General features: G+C 63.1%; 15 protein-coding genes. 8 read left to right on the top strand and 7 right to left on the bottom strand.

From position 1 onward, the window contains the following. Positions 1-52: 52 nt before the first annotated feature. Positions 53-802, bottom strand: a complete 750-nt coding sequence (locus B3605_RS13875; RefSeq protein ID WP_047506987.1) for an SDR family oxidoreductase — start codon at positions 800-802, stop codon at positions 53-55. 127 nt (positions 803-929) lie between these two features. Next, positions 930-1694, bottom strand: coding sequence for an SDR family oxidoreductase (locus B3605_RS13870; protein ID WP_112945229.1), 765 nt, complete (start codon positions 1692-1694; stop codon positions 930-932). A 124-nt stretch (positions 1695-1818) separates the two neighbouring features. On the opposite strand from B3605_RS13870, the gene B3605_RS13865 reads away from it, so the two are divergent. Further along, on the top strand, positions 1819-2724 hold the full coding sequence (locus tag B3605_RS13865; RefSeq protein ID WP_112945230.1) for a LysR substrate-binding domain-containing protein: 906 nt from the start codon (positions 1819-1821) through the stop codon (positions 2722-2724). Here B3605_RS13865 and B3605_RS13860 read toward each other — a convergent pair whose 3' ends face one another. Next, complete coding sequence (locus tag B3605_RS13860; protein WP_112945231.1) at positions 2725-3597, bottom strand: LysR family transcriptional regulator; 873 nt, start codon at positions 3595-3597, stop codon at positions 2725-2727. Positions 3598-3692: 95 nt separating this feature from the next. Here B3605_RS13860 and B3605_RS13855 point away from each other — a divergent pair, with 95 nt between their 5' ends. Then, entirely contained in the window at positions 3693-4976 is a 1284-nt protein-coding gene (locus B3605_RS13855) for an MFS transporter (protein WP_112945232.1), read from the top strand. Between the two features lie 65 nt (positions 4977-5041). Here B3605_RS13855 and ubiB read toward each other — a convergent pair whose 3' ends face one another. After that, positions 5042-6616, bottom strand: a complete 1575-nt coding sequence (gene ubiB, locus B3605_RS13850; RefSeq protein ID WP_112945233.1) for a 2-polyprenylphenol 6-hydroxylase — start codon at positions 6614-6616, stop codon at positions 5042-5044. A 6-nt stretch (positions 6617-6622) separates the two neighbouring features. After that, positions 6623-7399 (bottom strand): bifunctional demethylmenaquinone methyltransferase/2-methoxy-6-polyprenyl-1,4-benzoquinol methylase UbiE, encoded by a 777-nt coding sequence (ubiE, locus tag B3605_RS13845; RefSeq protein ID WP_047507000.1) that lies wholly within the window; start codon positions 7397-7399, stop codon positions 6623-6625. Positions 7400-7548: 149 nt separating this feature from the next. Here ubiE and mutM point away from each other — a divergent pair, with 149 nt between their 5' ends. The 5 genes from mutM (at position 7549) to B3605_RS13820 (ending at position 13348) form a co-directional block, all read left to right on the top strand. After that, positions 7549-8454: a bifunctional DNA-formamidopyrimidine glycosylase/DNA-(apurinic or apyrimidinic site) lyase gene (gene mutM, locus B3605_RS13840; protein WP_112945234.1), complete on the top strand. Its 906-nt coding sequence runs from the start codon at positions 7549-7551 to the stop codon at positions 8452-8454. A gap of 30 nt (positions 8455-8484) precedes the next feature. Further along, a complete protein-coding gene (locus B3605_RS13835) occupies positions 8485-9258 on the top strand; it encodes an enoyl-CoA hydratase (RefSeq protein ID WP_112945235.1) in 774 nt (257 codons plus the stop codon). Positions 9259-9449: 191 nt separating this feature from the next. Beyond that, complete coding sequence (gene rpsT, locus B3605_RS13830) at positions 9450-9728, top strand: 30S ribosomal protein S20 (RefSeq protein WP_111563244.1); 279 nt, start codon at positions 9450-9452, stop codon at positions 9726-9728. A gap of 853 nt (positions 9729-10581) precedes the next feature. Next, the gene (gene dnaA / locus B3605_RS13825) at positions 10582-12132 is read left to right on the top strand and encodes a chromosomal replication initiator protein DnaA (protein ID WP_112945236.1); all 1551 of its coding nucleotides are present in this window, start codon (positions 10582-10584) and stop codon (positions 12130-12132) included. Between the two features lie 133 nt (positions 12133-12265). Beyond that, complete coding sequence (locus B3605_RS13820; RefSeq protein WP_111563246.1) at positions 12266-13348, top strand: saccharopine dehydrogenase family protein; 1083 nt, start codon at positions 12266-12268, stop codon at positions 13346-13348. Between the two features lie 50 nt (positions 13349-13398). Here the strand turns inward: B3605_RS13820 and fhuF are convergent, their stop codons facing one another. Together fhuF and gcvA are read right to left on the bottom strand one after the other, a co-directional pair. Then, on the bottom strand, positions 13399-14166 hold the full coding sequence (fhuF, locus tag B3605_RS13815) for a siderophore-iron reductase FhuF (protein WP_112945237.1): 768 nt from the start codon (positions 14164-14166) through the stop codon (positions 13399-13401). 126 nt (positions 14167-14292) lie between these two features. After that, positions 14293-15177, bottom strand: a complete 885-nt coding sequence (gene gcvA / locus B3605_RS13810; protein ID WP_112945238.1) for a transcriptional regulator GcvA — start codon at positions 15175-15177, stop codon at positions 14293-14295. 213 nt (positions 15178-15390) lie between these two features. Here gcvA and B3605_RS13805 point away from each other — a divergent pair, with 213 nt between their 5' ends. Next, complete coding sequence (locus tag B3605_RS13805; protein WP_296434508.1) at positions 15391-16308, top strand: DMT family transporter; 918 nt, start codon at positions 15391-15393, stop codon at positions 16306-16308. The last annotated feature ends 208 nt before the right edge of the window (positions 16309-16516 follow it).

The raw sequence follows: 16516 nt of genomic DNA, 5'->3' as shown, positions 1-16516 counted from the left end.
AGGCCGCGGACGAAACATCCGCGGCCTTTCCATATCAATCAGACACTCGATCTCAGAGATTGCTCATCCCGCCATCGATGACGAGTTCGCTGCCGACGATGTAGGCGGCCTCGTCGGAGGCGAGGAAGATCACGGTCTTGGCGACCTCTGCCGCGTCGCCGAAGCGGCCGACCGGGATCTGCGACTGGATATGATCGGCCATCGCCTTGGAATCCGCTTCCGATGCGCCGAGCTTGCTGTAGAGCGGCGTGGCGATCGGGCCGGGGCTGACGGCGTTGACGCGGATGCCGCGGCCGATCAGTTCGCCAGACAGCGTCTTGGCAAGCGTCAGCAGCGCGCCCTTGGTCAGCGAATAGACGCTGGAGTTCGGCATACCGATATGCGCGTTGATCGAGGTGTTGAGCACGATCGCGGCCTGCTTGGAGAAGATCGGCAGCAGCGCCTGGATCAGGAAGAACGGACCCTTGACGTTGATCGCGATCGACTTGTCGAAGGCGGCTTCGCTCCATTGCTCGACCGGGCCGAATTCGGCCACGCCGGCATTCACGAAGAGGATGTCGAGATGGCCGAAGGCGTTTTTGATGGCTTCGGCGACGACCTGCTGCCCCGCGACATTGCCGGCATCGGCCTGGATGACGATGGCCTTGTCGCCGAGTTCGGCGCGGGCGGCCGCGACGCTGTTGGCGCTGCTGCCGGTGATGGCGACGCGGGCGCCCTCGGCGATGAACTGGCGGGCGGTTTCAAGGCCGATGCCGCTGGTGCCGCCGGTGATAAGGGCAGTCTTGTTCTGAAGGCGTGACATGGATTGATATCCTTGTGGGGTGGGCTGCTTGCCCATGATGTGTTGGGGGGGCGGTCGGCAGAATGCCTTGCGGTTCGGCTGCGATCACCCCCTCCGAAAGGCGAAGGTGATCGACGAGCCATGCGTATCAGGTGCGAGTGATCGAGGCGCCGCCATCGACCAGCGAGGCAGTGCCGGTCACGAAGCTGGAATCGTCGGAGGCGAGGTAGAGCACCGAGCGGGCCAGTTCGTCAGGCGTTGCCACGCGCTTCAGCGCATGCAGGTTGGTGACGAAGCCCTGCTTGTCGGGCGTGTCGTTCATTTCGCGATACATGTCGGTATCGACGGCGCCAGGGAGCACCGAGTTCACGCGCACGTTCTTCGGGCCGTATTCGGCGGCCAGCGCCTGCGTCAGGCCGATCAGGCCGGCCTTGCTGGCGGCGTAGGCTGCCACACCCGGGAAGGCGAAGCTGTAGCCGACGAAGGTCGAGGTGAAGATCACCGAGCCGCCGCCGTTCTTCTCCATCTGGCCGATCTGGTGCTTGGCGGCGAGGAAGGAGGCCGTCAGGTTGATCGTCACCGCTTCGGTGAACCCGGCTTCGGATACGCCTGTGCTCGGGCCGGCCTCGCCGAGAATGCCGGCATTGTTGAAGGCGATATCGAGCTTGCCGTAGCGTTCGACTGCGGTGGCGACCAGCGCCTTGTGATAATCTTCCGAGCGCACGTCGCCGGCAACGGCGACTGCGTCTCCGCCGGCGGCCTTGATCTCCTCGACCAGGCTGTCGAGCTCGGCCTGGCGGCGGGCGCCGACCACGAGCTTGGCGCCTTCGGCGGCAAAGAGCTTGGCCGTTGCGCGGCCGATGCCGGCGCTGGCGCCAGTGATGATGGCGACTTTTCCATTCAAGCGGTTCATTCTTCCATCTCCTTTTTGGGTTGGGGTGGCGTTTGCCGCCCCGTTCGATGAGTGGAAGATGGCATTTTCCTTTTGTTCGGATTAGTCTCCAAATAGCGGAACTCGAATTCGGAAATACCGAACGATGATCAGGATTGAGGGAATAACGGCATTCGTGTCGGTGGTGGAATCCGGCTCGGTCAGCGAGGCGGCGCGGCGCCTTCGCCTGTCGAAATCGGTGGTCAGCGAAAGGCTGGCCGAACTGGAGCGCTCGCTGGGCGGCATGCTGCTTCATCGCACCACCCGCAAGCTGACCTTGACCGAGGATGGTACCGCCTTTCTCGAACGCGCCGCCCGCATCGTCCGCGAGATCGAGGACGCCACGGCCGAGATGGCCGAGCGGCGCGGCACGCTCTCCGGGCCGCTCAGGATCGCCGCCCCCGTCACCTTCGGCCGCATGCATCTCGGCCCGGCGCTCTATCCGTTTCTGGCCAAGCACCCGGAGATCCAGCTTGTGCTCGATATCGACGATCGCCGCGTCGATGTCTCCTCGGAAGGCTATGACGCCATCGTGCGCAACGGGCCGATCGTCGATTCCCGCCTCGTCGTCTGGAAGCTCAGCCGCAGCCGCCGTCTGCTGGTCGCGTCCCCCGATTATCTCAAGCGACACGGCACGCCGAAGACGCTGAACGATCTCGACGGCCACAAGGGCATTTTCTACACCAATCGCGGCGTCTCCGACTGGCGCTTCCAGACGCCCGATGGCGCAATCGTCGTGCGCGCCAGCCAGGTGCTCGGCATGAACAATGGCGACATGATCCGCGATGCCGCAGTGGCCGGCCTCGGCATCGCGCTGCTCCCCGCCTTCATCGCCGGCCCGGCGGTGAGCGAGGGGCTGCTCGCCGAGATCGACGTCGGCTACAGGCCGGAAGCCGAGTTCATCTACATGGCTCACCCCGAAGGCCGCAATCCCTCCGCCAAGCTGCGCGCCGTCGCCGATCATCTGCGCAAGACCTTCGGCGATCCGCCCTACTGGGATCCATCTGGTTGATCAGATCAGGCTCATAAGATTGCCGACGACGCGCGACCGCCGCGCCTTCAGCATCGCCAGCCCCAGCCGCGCCACCAGCGGCGGCCCCTCGATCGGCCGATAGGCTACGCCATCGAGTTTGAGATGCGCGAGCGAGCCCGGCACGATCGACACGCCGAGATCGGCCGCGACGAGATTGATGACGGACGGGATCTGCGGCGCTTCCTGCGTCACGACAAGCTCGAAGCCGGCATCCCGGCAGCCCCGCAGGATGTCGTCGTAGAGGCTGAGGCCGACGGTGCGCGGGAAAAGAATGAACGGTTCGCCCGAGAGTGCGGAGAGCGGCACGGTCTTGAGCTTCGCCAGCGGGTGATGCGCCGGCAGCGCGATCAGCATGGGCTCGTCGGCCAGCCGCTTCAGGTGCACATCTCTAGGGTCTTCCAGCCCGGGTCGGATGAAGGCGGCGTCGATCTCCTGCCGCATCAGCTTTTCCATTAGCCAGTTGCTGTTCATCTCGGTGAGCGACAGGCTCACATCCGGCCATTGCCCGCGAAACCGGCGGATCGTGCCGCTGACGGCGGTGTTGAAGGCCGACGACGCCGTGAAACCAAGAGCCAGCCGCCCGGTCTCGCCGCGCGTCGCCCGCTGGGCGGCCAGCTTCGCCTTCTCGGCCGAGGCAATCGCGGCGCGCGCCTCCGGCAGAAACGCCGATCCCGCCTCTGTCAGCTCCGCGCCATGTGGCACACGGTGAAACAACGCCGCCCCGATCTCGTTTTCGAGATCGCGGATCTGCTGGCTGAGCGGCGGCTGGCCGATGCCGAGCTTGGCGGCGGCGCGGGTGAAATTCTGCTCCTCTGCCACCGCAAGGAAATAGCGGATATGGCGTAGTTCCATCGGTATCTCCAAAACCTATCAAGAAAGCCAGTTTCATATATTGGACAAATGATGATCCGTTGGCTAGATCAAAGGGCGTGAAAGGTTGGTCCTCAATGCCACGCGCCGCAGACAAGCAGTCCGTTCCCTCGGAAATCCCCTCCCGTCCTCATCTCACCGTCATCGAGAATGCCGCGCCCGATCTGCAGGAAAAGCAGTTCCTGCTGCGCGGCACCCCGGCCTATAGGCGCGCCAGCATCGCGCTGTTCCTCTCGGGCTTCGCCACCTTCTCGCTGCTCTATTGCGTCCAGCCGCTGATGCCGATCTTCGCCAGCGACTTCGGCATCAGCCCGGCGGCAAGCTCGCTCTCTCTGTCGCTGTCGACGGGCCTGCTCGCCTTCGCTATCTTCTGCGCCGCCGCTGTCTCCGAAAGCTTCCGCCGCCGCAGCCTGATGTTCGCCTCGCTGCTCGGTGCCGCCCTTTGCACGATCGCCTGCGCGCTGGTCCCGAGCTGGCATGCGCTGCTGGTCATCCGCGCCCTTGAAGGTTTGCTGCTTGGCGGCGTCCCCGCCGTCGCCATGGCCTATCTGTCTGAAGAGATCGATCCGCGCGGCCTCGGCGCCTCCATGGGCCTCTACATCGCCGGCAACGCCTTCGGCGGCATGGCCGGCCGCGTCGTCACGGGCACGCTGGCCGAGTTCTTCTCCTGGCGTATCGCGCTCGGCACGCTGGGTGCCATCGGCCTTGCGGCGGCCATCGGCTTCTTCCTGCTGCTGCCCGCCTCACGCAATTTCACGCCGCGCAAGGGCTTCAACGCCCGCTTCCACCTCGGTGCCTGGGCCGGCCATATCAGGAGCCCGGCGCTGCCCTTCCTGTTTGCCATCGGCTTCCTCGCCATGGGCACCTTCGTCACGGTCTACAACTATATCGGCTTCCGCCTCGTCGAAGCGCCGTACAATCTGAACCAGACCGAGCTCGGCCTGATTTTCACGGTCTACATCTTCGGCATCGCCGCCTCGTGGATCGCCGGCCTGCTAGGCGATCGCTTCGGCCACTTCGTCGTGCTGCCATCTGGCATCGCGCTGTCAGCGATCGGCGTGGCGCTGACACTCTCGGCCTCGCTGCCGTTGATCATCCTGGGCATCGTGCTCCTGACCTCGGGCTTCTTCGTCGCCCACTCGGTCGCAAGCGCACTGGTCGGGCGGCTCGCCAAGGGCACCAAGGGCCACGCCTCGTCGCTCTATCTCTTGTCCTACTACATCGGCTCCAGCGTCGCCGGCTCCGTCGGCGGATACTTCTGGGGCGCCGATGGCTGGAACGCGGTGGTGATCTTCACCCTGACCCTACTGGCGATCGGCATGGTCGCGGCACTCGCCGCAGCAAGGCTTTCGCGCCGATAGCAAACATAGAAAAAGCCCGCGGCAAGGCGGGCTTTTTTATGAGTGGAGCGGGCTCATGCGATCGATCAGCTAACCACCCAGGCGATATAGATCAACGTCAGCGCGATCAGCCAGAGTGCCCAGCGGCCGGAGCGGCTGTGGCGGGCTTCCGACTTGCCGATCGCCTCGGCCGTCTCGGCGTCGAAGCGCAGCCCGTTCTCGCTCATCCTCAGCAGCTCGTGGTGGAACTTCTCGGTCTTGGCGGCGATTTCGGGTGCGGCCTCGGCGAGCTTCACGGCGGCCTTCAGCCCGTCCTTGATATCGGTCGCGATCCGCTTCGGTCCGAGATTGTTGCGGATCCAGTCGCCGACGACGGGTTCGGATGCCTTCCACATGTTGAAGCGCGGGTTGAGAATGCGGGCCACGCCCTCGACCACGACCATGGTCTTCTGCAGCATCACCAGCTCGGGCCGTGCGGCCATATCGAACAGCTCGGTCACCTCAAACAGCAGCGTCAGCAGCTTGCCCATCGAGATCGTCTCGGCCGGTTGCCCGTGGATCGGCTCGCCGATCGCCCGGATCGCCTGCGCGAAGCTCTCGACATTGTGGTGGCCGGGCACGTACCCCGCCTCGAAATGCACCTCGGCGACACGGATGTAATCGCGGGTGATGAAGCCGTAGAGGATCTCGGCGAGGAAGCGGCGCTCCTTCTTTCCGAGGCGCCCGACGATCCCCATGTCGACGGCGACGATCATGCCCTTGGGATCGACGAAGAGATTGCCCGGATGCATGTCGGCATGGAAGAAGCCGTCGCGCAGCGTATGGCGCAGGAAGGACTGGATCAGCGTGTCGGCCAGCGCATTGAGGTCGTGGCCGGCGGCCTTCAGGCCCTCGACATCGGACATCTTGACGCCGTCGATCCACTCCATGGTGATGACGTCGCGTCCAGTGCGCTCCCAGTCGACGGTCGGAACGCGGAAGCCCGGATCATCTTGCGTGTTCTCGGCGATCTCCGAAAGGGCCGCTGCCTCAAGCCTCAGGTCCATCTCGACCTTGGTCGTCTGCTCCAGCGTCTTCGTCACTTCCACCGGCTTCAGGCGCCGGCTGGAGGGCATGAAGCGCTCCTGTAAGTGGGCGACGAGATACATCGCCTCGAGATCGTGGGTGAAGCGCTGGCGCACGCCGGGGCGCACGACCTTGACCGCAACCTTCTTGCGTCCCTGCGGCGTCATCACCTCGGCCGGATGCACCTGCGCGATCGAGGCTGCCGCGATCGGCTCGCCGAAGCTGACGTAAAGCTCATCCACCGGCCGGCCGAGCGATCCCTCGATATTGGCCTTGGCGGCGGCCTCGGGGAAGAAGGCCATCCGGTCCTGCAGCTGCGACAGGTCGTCGGCGAACTCGACGCCGACGACGTCGGGCCTGGTCGCCAGGAACTGGCCGATCTTCACATAGGAAGGCCCCAGCCGCTCGACGGCCTTGGAGAGCCGGTCGCTGCGCTTCTGGGTCTTGGCGCGCTTGCGCGCGAACATGCCGACGAAGGACTTGGCAGCCGCGACCGAGGGCGGAAGTTCGTCCGAAGGCAGCGCCGAGACGACGCCCTCGCGCACGAGAATCCAACCAACCCGCCAGAGCTGGAAATATGCCGAAACAGTGCTCATTCCGGCTTAAAGCTTCCAGCCGGAGTGAAGGGCGGCGATACCGCCGGTATAATTGGTGTAGCTGACGCGCGAGAAGCCGGCATTGCGGATCATCGCCGCGAAGTTCTCCTGGTTGGGGAACTTGCGGATGGATTCGACCAGATACTGGTAGGGCTCGGCATCGCCGGTGATCGCCTTGCCGAACTTCGGAATGGCGTTGAACGACCAGCTTTCATAGACGCGGTCGAGCAGCGGCATGTCGACTTCGGAGAATTCGAGCACCAGCAGGCGGCCGCCGCGCTTCAGCACGCGGTAGGCTTCGCTGAGCGCCACGTCGATACGCGGCACGTTGCGGATGCCGAAGGCGATCGTATAGGCGTCGAAGCTGTTGGCCTCGAAGGGCAGTTCCTCGGCATTCGCCTCGACGAAAGTCAGGTTGTCGGAGAGCTTCTTCTTGGCGGCGCGTTCTGCGCCGACAGCCAGCATCGATCCGTTGATGTCGAGCACGGTGGAGTGCGCCATCCGGTTCGAGGCTTCGATGATGCGGAATGCGATGTCGCCCGTGCCGCCGGCCACGTCGAGCGTCTTGTAGCCGGGCTCCTTGCGCGGGTTCAGCGCCGCGATCATCGCATCTTTCCAGACGCGGTGCATGCCAACGGACATGACGTCGTTCATGATGTCGTAGCGCTTGGCGACCTTATGGAAGACTTCGTTGACGAGGCCCTGCTTTTCGCCGCCTGAAACTTCGCGGAAGCCGTATGATGTTTCCATGCCGCCGTCGGCGGAGGTGCGGCTGTCTGACATCGAATACTCCAATCTCTTAAATCAACGCGGCGACCATAGCGAAATCAGGCAGGCGACGCTATCTGTGGGCAACGGTCCGGTCCGCGACACCATGGCGCTATAGCGCACATCGCGGGCGGTTGAAACATGTTCGATATAGATGGGTTAAGATGCCGGAATTGCCAGAAGTCGAAACCGTCAAACGCGGCCTCGCGCCCACCATGGAGGGCGCGCGCATCGTCAAATTGGAGCTTAGGCGAGGCGATCTTCGCTTCCCGTTTCCAGAGGCCTTTGGCGAAAAGGCATCCGGCCGCACCATCGTCTCTCTCGGTCGTCGCGCGAAATATCTGCTGATCGATCTCGACAGCGGCGCCACCATCATTGCCCATCTCGGCATGTCCGGCTCCTTCCGCATCGAGGCCGGGCCGATCGCGGAAACCCCCATCTCCGAAACACCGGGCGAATTCCATCATCCGCGCTCGAAGGATGAAAAGCACGATCACGTGATCTTCCATCTGGAGGGGCCGTCGGGCGTTAGCCGCGTCATCTATAATGACCCGCGCCGCTTCGGCTTCATGGACATGGCCGATCGAACGGCGCTCGACATCAATCCCTTTCTCTATGGGCTCGGCCCGGAGCCGACGGGCAATGCACTGAGCGCCGCCTATCTGGCCGAGCGCTTCAAGGGCAAGGCGCAGCCGCTGAAGAGCGCGCTGCTCGACCAAAAGAACATTGCCGGCCTCGGCAATATATATGTGTGCGAGGCGCTGTGGCGCTCGCACCTGAAGCCGACACGCCCAGCCGCTACTTTGGTGACGCCAACGGGCAAGCCTACCAAGCAGCTCGACCTGCTGGTCTCCTCGATCCGCGACGTCATCGCCGACGCCATCAAGGCTGGCGGCTCCTCGTTGCGCGATCATATCCAGACGGATGGCTCGCTCGGCTATTTCCAGCACTCCTTCTCCGTCTATGATCGCGAAGGGCAGCCTTGCCGTACGCCCGATTGCGGCGGTACCATCGCCCGCATCGTTCAGGCCGGGCGCTCGACTTTCTATTGCCCCACCTGTCAAAAATAGCCTGGGCATTGGCCCGACCGGGAGGAATGCATGTCTTATGAAACGCTGATCGTCGAAACCCGAGGCGCCGTGGGGCTGATCACGCTGAACCGCCCGCAGGCGCTGAACGCCTTGAACTCGACGGTGCTCAAGGAACTGCTGCAGGCCTATGCCGCATTCGAGGTCGACGACGCCATCGGCGCCATCGTCCTCACCGGCTCCGAGCGCGCCTTTGCCGCCGGCGCCGATATCAAGGAAATGCAGCCGCTCGACTTCGCCGATGTCTACCGCCGTAATTTCCTCGGCGGCTGGGATGATGTCGCCAAGGTGCGCAAACCCGTCATCGCCGCCGTCAGCGGCTTCGCGCTCGGCGGCGGCTGCGAGCTTGCCATGATCTGCGACTTCATCATCGCCTCCGAGACCGCCAAATTCGGCCAGCCCGAAATCACCCTCGGCGTCATTCCCGGCATGGGCGGCTCCCAGCGCCTGACGCGTGCCGTCGGGAAGGCCAAGGCGATGGACATGGTACTGACCGGCCGCATGATGGATGCGGCGGAAGCAGAGCGCGCGGGACTCGTATCGCGTGTAGTCGCGCCCGATCGTCTGCTCGATGAAGCGCTCGAGGCGGCCGCCAAGATCGCCTCCCTGTCGCGCCCCTCGGTGCTGATGGCCAAGGAGGCCGTCAACCGCGCTCTGGAGACCACGCTGGAGGAAGGTCTGCGCTTCGAGCGCCGCCTGTTCCACAGTCTCTTTGCGACGGAAGATCAGAAGGAAGGGATGACAGCCTTCATCGAAAAGCGTAAACCCGCCTTCAAGAACCGCTGACCCCTGAAGAGAAAAGGCGACGGTTCCTTGAAAATGCGCGTTGACGCCGGTCGGCTTTAGGGTTATATGCCCGCCCAAGGTTCGGGAAGCCAGTCCGGTTTTCCGATAATACTCCCGCATTGCTGTGTAGGAAGTGGCTGCAAGGCCCGCGGCGGTAGCGGAATTTGTTCGAATTCTTGAGAGAGGCATCCATGGCCAATACAACTTCGGCGAAAAAAGCGACCCGCAAGATCGCCCGCCGTACCGACGTCAACAAGGCTCGTCGCTCGCGCGTTCGCACGTTCGTTCGTCAGGTCGAAGAAGCACTCGCAGCTGGCGATGCTGCCAAGGCCAAGGAAGCTTTCCAGGCCGCGCAGCCGGAACTGGCCCGCGCAGCAAGCAAGGGCGTCCTGCACGCCAACACGGCATCCCGCAAGGTCTCGCGCCTCGCAGCTCGTGTGAAGGCTCTGTCGGTCGGCGCGACCGCTTAAGCTTCCGTTAATAAAGACAGCTATATGATTAGCCCGGCAACTTTGTCGGGCTTTTTCGATTCCGCCAACTGCCCGGACTATGGTTAATTTGGCGACGATTTCGTGTCTGGCAAATGACACAAAAAAATGAGTGATTACAAAGGCTTGTGTCAGGTTGTTCCTGAACGAAGAGACTCAGACCTTCCCTTGCGGCGTCTAAAACGAGTCAAGAAGCTTTTTTCTTTTTTTCTTTTTATGCGTGTCAAAATTGCCGGTTTCCGGAATCTCCTTGATTCAAAAGCGATTCTTTTTTTGCGCTAATGCAGCGCCCTAAATCTGCCGCAGGAGTCAACCGGCTACGCTTAATTTTGCGGAAATATGCCCGTTGATCTCCACCCCCGATCCTGCCTAAATGCCTCCCAACAAGGGGCTCGGACATCACCTGTTTTAAGGCTTGGTCTGAAACTGCCACGTCGGCAGGACGATGCTTTAGTGTCTTTTGTTGCGGAAGTTTCGACCTCCGGATTTTCACGCACTGATGCAGATTGGACCGCGGCTGTGGCTGCCGCGGAACGGGATCATCTGTGCGCCATTTTTGAGGGCTGCACGCAGCGCGTGCGATCTCGGGAAATGGAAAAAGCATACGCAGGCAGGCTGGTGTTCGTTGGACGAGGAGCGGGCACCTAGGAGACAAGAAGCAATAAGACCGCATGAAGCGGTTGGCTTCGCCTCCAACAGTCGCCTCTCGTTAAGAGGCACGCGTTTGAGTGAACCGGCCGACGGCAGAGCATGAGGGTGATGCTGTCTGGTCATAAGCGGGGAAATGATCGGGCGACCAGGATTAGGTCGGCCGATGGAACTATAAGGCGGCAAGATGCACATGAATTCGATGGCGGCGAGTGCTTTGGACAACTCGGACAAGGTATCTCAGACGTTAGGCTCTATTTGCCCAGACGCGGCGGGGGAAAAGGGAGACATGAAGAATGATGGCATACTTTTTGAACGAGCAAGTGCACGCCTGAAGGCGCAGGTCGGTCCGGATGTCTACGCAAGCTGGTTTGCACGACTGAAGCTCCATTCCGTCTCCAAGAGTGTCGTACGGCTGACGGTCCCAACAACTTTTCTGAAGTCCTGGATCAACAATCGCTACCTCGACCTGATCACCGGCATCTTCCAGGCGGAAGACGCTGAAATCCTGAAGGTCGAAATCCTGGTTCGCACGGCAGCGCGCGCAACCAGCAAGCCGGAAGAAACGGCGACCCAGGAGCCGGTATCGTCCGTCGCGCCGATCCGTCGCCCGGTCGCTCAGCAGGCCGGCCAGATCGTCCAGCAGGCTGTTTCGGCAGCGTCTGCAGCGCGTCCGGCGACCTCTGGCCAGCCGCTCTTCGGCTCGCCGCTCGATAACCGCTTCACCTTCGACACCTTCGTCGAAGGCAGCTCCAATCGCGTCGCTCTGGCGGCCGCAAAGACCATTGCCGAAGCCGGTCAGGGCGCAGTGCGCTTCAACCCGCTCTTCGTTCATTCCACCGTCGGTCTCGGCAAGACCCATCTGCTGCAGGCAATCGCCAATGCAGCCGTACAGAACCCGCGCCAGCTGCGCGTCGTCTACCTGACGGCCGAATACTTCATGTGGCGTTTCGCAACCGCGATCCGCGACAATGATGCGCTGACGCTGAAGGACTCGCTACGCAACATCGACCTTCTGATCATCGACGACATGCAGTTCCTGCAGGGCAAGATGATCCAGCACGAGTTCTGCCATCTGCTCAACATGCTGCTCGACAGCGCCAAGCAGGTCGTCGTCGCAGCCGATCGTGCCCCCTGGGAGCTGGAATCGCTCGACCCGCGCGTTCGTTCGCGTCTGCAGGGCGGCGTGGCGATCGAGCTTGACGGCCCGGATTACGAGATGCGTCTCGAAATCCTCCAGCGCCGCCTTGAGGTCGCCCGTGGCGAAGATCCGTCGCTGGAAATGTCGAGCGAGCTGCTCAACCACGTTGCCCGCAGCATCACCGCCAGCGGCCGCGAACTGGAAGGCGCCTTCAACCAGCTGCTCTTCCGTCGCTCCTTCGAGCCGAACCTGACGGTCGAGCGTGTGGACGAGCTTCTCGCCCATCTGGTCGGCTCCGGCGAGCCGCGCCGCGTGCGTATCGAAGACATCCAGCGCATCGTCGCACGTCACTACAACGTGTCGCGCCAGGAGCTGGTCTCGAACCGTCGCACGCGCGTCATCGTCAAGCCGCGCCAGATCGCCATGTATCTGGCCAAGACGCTCACCCCGCGCTCCTTCCCGGAGATCGGCCGTCGCTTCGGCGGACGTGACCACACGACCGTGCTGCACGCCGTGCGCAAGATCGAGGAGCTGATCTCAGGTGATAGCAAGCTGTCGCACGAGATCGAGCTGCTGAAGCGCCTGATCAACGAGTAGTCGCGATCATAGCATCGAAATTAAGCGGCCGGGAGCAATCCCGGCCGTTTCCTTTTATGCGCTCTTTATTTTATACAGCCCTTTCAAGCATACGCGCGGCGGGAGGAAAACGCCGCGCCCTGGGAGGATATAAATGAGCTTTACGAAAATCGCCGTACTCGGTCTGGGCAAGGTCGGGCGGCTGGCCGCCACGCTTTTGCATGAGGGCGGCTTCGAGGTCACGGGTGTGGACGCGCAGCTGCCTGTGGGCGAGGTGCCGTTCAAGTGCCATAGCGGCGATATCTCAGATCCCGCCGTCATCGGTGAATTGCTGTCGGGTGTCGATGCGGTGCTGTCGTGCCTGCCCTATCACCTGAACATCGGGCTGGCGCGCGCCGCCCATGCCGCCGGCATTCATTATTTCGATCTGACGGAAGATGTGCCCACCACCAACTTCATCATCGAGCTGTCGAAAACCGCACGTGGCCTGATGGCGCCGCAATGCGGGCTTGCCCCGGGCTTCGTCGGCATCGTCGGCTCGAGCCTTGCCGATGGCTTCGATCGCTGCCGCTCGATCCGCATGCGCGTCGGCGCCTTGCCGCAAAATCCGACGGGCCTCTTGGGCTATGCCTTCAACTGGTCGCCGGAGGGCGTCGTCAACGAGTATCTGAACGATTGCGAAGTGATCGAAGGCGGCGTGCGCAAGCTGGTGTCGCCGATGGAGTGGCTCGAAACCATCTACGTCGAGGGCGTGAAGCTCGAGGCGTTCACGACCTCCGGCGGTCTCGGCACCATGTGCGACACGCTGCTCGGCAAGGTCGAGAACCTCGACTACAAGACCATGCGCTATCCCGGCCACATGGACCTGATGAACTTCTTCTTCCACGAACTCCTGATGCGCGACAAGCGCAAGCTCGCCGGCGAGATCCTGACGGAAGCCAAGCCCCCCGTCGATGACGATGTCGTCTACGTGCATGTCGCTGCCGAAGGCACCGAGCGCGGCAGCCTGCGCCGCAAGGAATTCGTGCGCGCCTATTACCCGATCGAGATATCAGGCGCCCGCCGCACGGCAATCGCCTGGACAACTTCGGCATCGGTCGTCGCCGTCATCGAGATGGTGCGTGACGGCCTGCTGCCCGCAACCGGCTTCCTGCACCAGGAGCACATTCCGCTCGACATGTTCCTGAAGACGCCAACCGGCAGCCTCTTCAAGACGGGTGCGTCCCGCAGAGCCTGATCGGCCAGGCGTTTCGACACATCGCCGCTCTCAGGGCGGCGGTGTGGACACTATTGTTGCGGATTGCGCTGGCTGGGCAGTGCGCAGCGATTGCCGCAGCTGGCGACCCCGGGAAGCATGTAGCGCAGGCAGCAGAGCTTGCGCCGCTGGATCATCTGCCCGTCTTCCTCGACCTGTCTGACGCTGCCGCAGAGCGGGTTCGGCCCGCCATCCGGCAGGCACCCGCGCACGAAGAGCGGCAGGTCGGGAGCGGAACGCCCGCCGCCCTCGCTATCGGTCAGCCGCAGCGTATAGTCGATGTAGACGGCGGCGTTGTTCCACAGGAGCTTTGCCGAGAGCCCGCAGCGCTTCAGGCGCTCGACGGCCATGTTGAGATGGTCAGCCATCAACGGCCCGACCACGGAAAATTCGTCGCCGCTCGTCTCTTCGCCGATCATGCCGCGATGGGAAAGGCCGAAGGCGCGCGGCAGCCCGTCCTCGGTGAGCGCGATCGTCATCTCATCGAATGCCACCGGCAGCACCTGGCCGGCCAGGCGGCGGGCGAGCAGATAGGGAATGCTGATCCCGGCGAAGTAATAGAGCGACCACATGGAGACGACGGCGCGGCGATCCGTGCCTTTGGTGACCTCGGTGTACCGGTCGATCGCCCGCTCGAAACCGCCATCCTCGAAGAACGTTGCGACGGCGACGCCACCGGCCAGCTCATCCGCCAGCATCATCTTCTCGCGACACCACGCGTGATCGCCGGAAAAAGCGTGGGACAAGCCGATCGGCTGCGGGAGCCCGGGCGCCGTCCGCGCGATCTGTTGAACTGCCATGACTGAGGTTCGGCCTTGCCTGTATGCGTCTTAATCCTGACTATGATAATCAGCAAATACGCGGCAGGAAAGTGTTTTATGAGTGCCGGTGTCCACTTTTTCGGCCGGTTGCGAAGTAAGCCCGGATTACCGCTGCGCTTCGGAAAGCAGCCAGCGGCGGAAGGCGGCCGCTGCCGGCCGCTCCAGCGCCTGGCCGGGATAGACGAGATGGAAGGCGAGCCGGCTGGCGACGCCCACGGGGAAGGGGGCGACGAGCTGGCCTTCTTGCAGTTCAGTCGTTACGAAGGAGCGCCGCATCAGCGCGAAACCGAGCCCCGCCTTCATCGCCTCGTAGGCGCCGTTGCCGTGCATGAAGACGGGGCCACGGGCGGCATCGACATTGCTCGCGCCCGCCGCTTCCAGCCATAGCTGCCAGTCATGGCGGTAGACGTCGTGGATGAGCTGGAACGGCGCCAGTGCATCGGGCGATGGATCCGGGCCGAGCTCATCGGCGAGCTTCGGCGTGCAGACCGGCACCAGTTCGTCATCCACCAGCCGTTCGCTGACGAGCCCGTCATAGCCCCCGAGCCCGTGACGGATGGCGAGGTCTATGCCATCGCGCTGGAAATCCATCACCCTGTGCGAGGCGCTGATGCGCACGTCGATCTCCGGGTTCAGCGCTTCGAAGCGCGAAAGCCGCGGCACCAGCCAGTAGGTCGCAAAGCCTGCGGTGCATGTCACGTTCAGCACCGTGCCGCGATTTCGCGCCGTGATCGCCGCCGTCGCCTCGCGCACCAGCCGAAACGCCGCCCGCAACGTCGTGAAATAATCGGCACCCTCTGATGTCAGCGCCAGCGCGCGCGTCTTGCGCTCGAACAGCCGCACGCCGAGCGAGGCCTCAAGATCGCGAATCTGCAGGCTGACGGCGCCCGGCGTCACATTGAGTTCTCGCGCGGCAAGCGTCATGCTGAGATGCCGGGCGGCGGCCTCGAAGGCGCGGAGCGCCGAAAGCGATGGAAGAAAATCACTCATGCTTTAGCTCAGCTCAATCATGAAACGAAAAAGACTCGTTTGTCGCATGGCTCTGACCGCCATAGTATATGCATCAAGGCGATCATTCCAAGTCAGAGCTTGATCGCAACGGATAAGAATAACTCGACAAACGATAACAAGCCGCGCAGGAATCGGGTGGCGCAGGCCAGCGCCGAGCGCTAAGCCGGCCATGCCGCAAAAGGGAGAGAAGCGATGCAGCAGAGACAGATGGGCCTTGCCGAATGGGGAATGTTGCTGGTGCTGTCGCTGCTCTGGGGCGGCTCCTTCCTCTTCAACGGCATCCTGGTGAAAACCCTGCCGCCGTTTACCATCGTCACCGGCCGCGTGCTGATCGCCGCCGTCGCGCTGAACCTGATCGTGCGCGCCACCGGCCACGCGATGCCGCGTGATGGCAAATCCTGGGCGGCCTTCTTCGTCATGGGCCTGATCAATAACATGATCCCCTTCTGCCTCATCGTCTGGGGCCAGACCCATATTGCGAGCGGCCTCGCCTCGATCCTCAACGCCACCACGCCGCTCTTCGGTGTCGTCGTTGCGCATCTGTTGACGGCGGATGAGAAGATGACCGGAAACCGCCTGCTCGGCGTCATCGTCGGCTTCGCCGGCGTCGCCTATATGACCGGCTTCGATGCGCTGCGCGATCTGGGAACCAATGTGCTGGCGCAGCTCGCCGTTCTTGGCGCCGCACTATCCTATTCCTTCGCCGGCATCTACGGCCGCCGCTTCCGCCAGATGGGCATGGCGCCGCTTCTCCCCGCCGCTGGCCAGGTCACCGCCTCCAGCGTGCTGATGCTCCCCATCGCCCTCCTCGTCGACCACCCCTGGACGCTCGCCGCCCCCTCGGCCGAGACCTGGATAGCGCTCTTCGGCCTGGCGCTGCTGTCGACCGCAGTCGCCTACGTCCTCTTCTTTCGCATCCTCGCCACCGCCGGCGCCACCAACCTGATGCTCGTCACCTTCCTCATCCCCGTCAGCGCCATCCTGCTCGGCGCCGCCATCCTTGGGGAGCAGCTGCAGGCCAAGCATCTGATCGGCATGGCGATGATCGCGATCGGCTTGGCAGCGATCGATGGGCGGTTGTTTGCGCGGGTGCGGAGGAGAGTGGTGTGATTGGCCACTTGCTCCCCCTCTCCCCTCGGGGAGAGGGTAGGGTGAGGGGGGCTGCTGGTTGTGATGTCAGAGATTTATATATTAAAACAATAGGATATGATGGAATCCGGAGCCCCCTCATCCGACCCTTCGGGCCACCTTCTCCCCGTTGGGGAGAAGGGGAGGTGGAGCGAGTGGCCAGCCCCAGGTCTCTTCTCCCCAACGGAAG

The sequence above is a fragment of the Rhizobium sp. UBA1881 genome (assembly GCF_002338015.1).
Taxonomy (GTDB): Bacteria; Pseudomonadota; Alphaproteobacteria; order Rhizobiales; family Rhizobiaceae; genus Rhizobium.
Note: the sequence above shows the minus strand (reverse complement) of the source record. Positions and strands in the feature narration are given on the sequence as shown.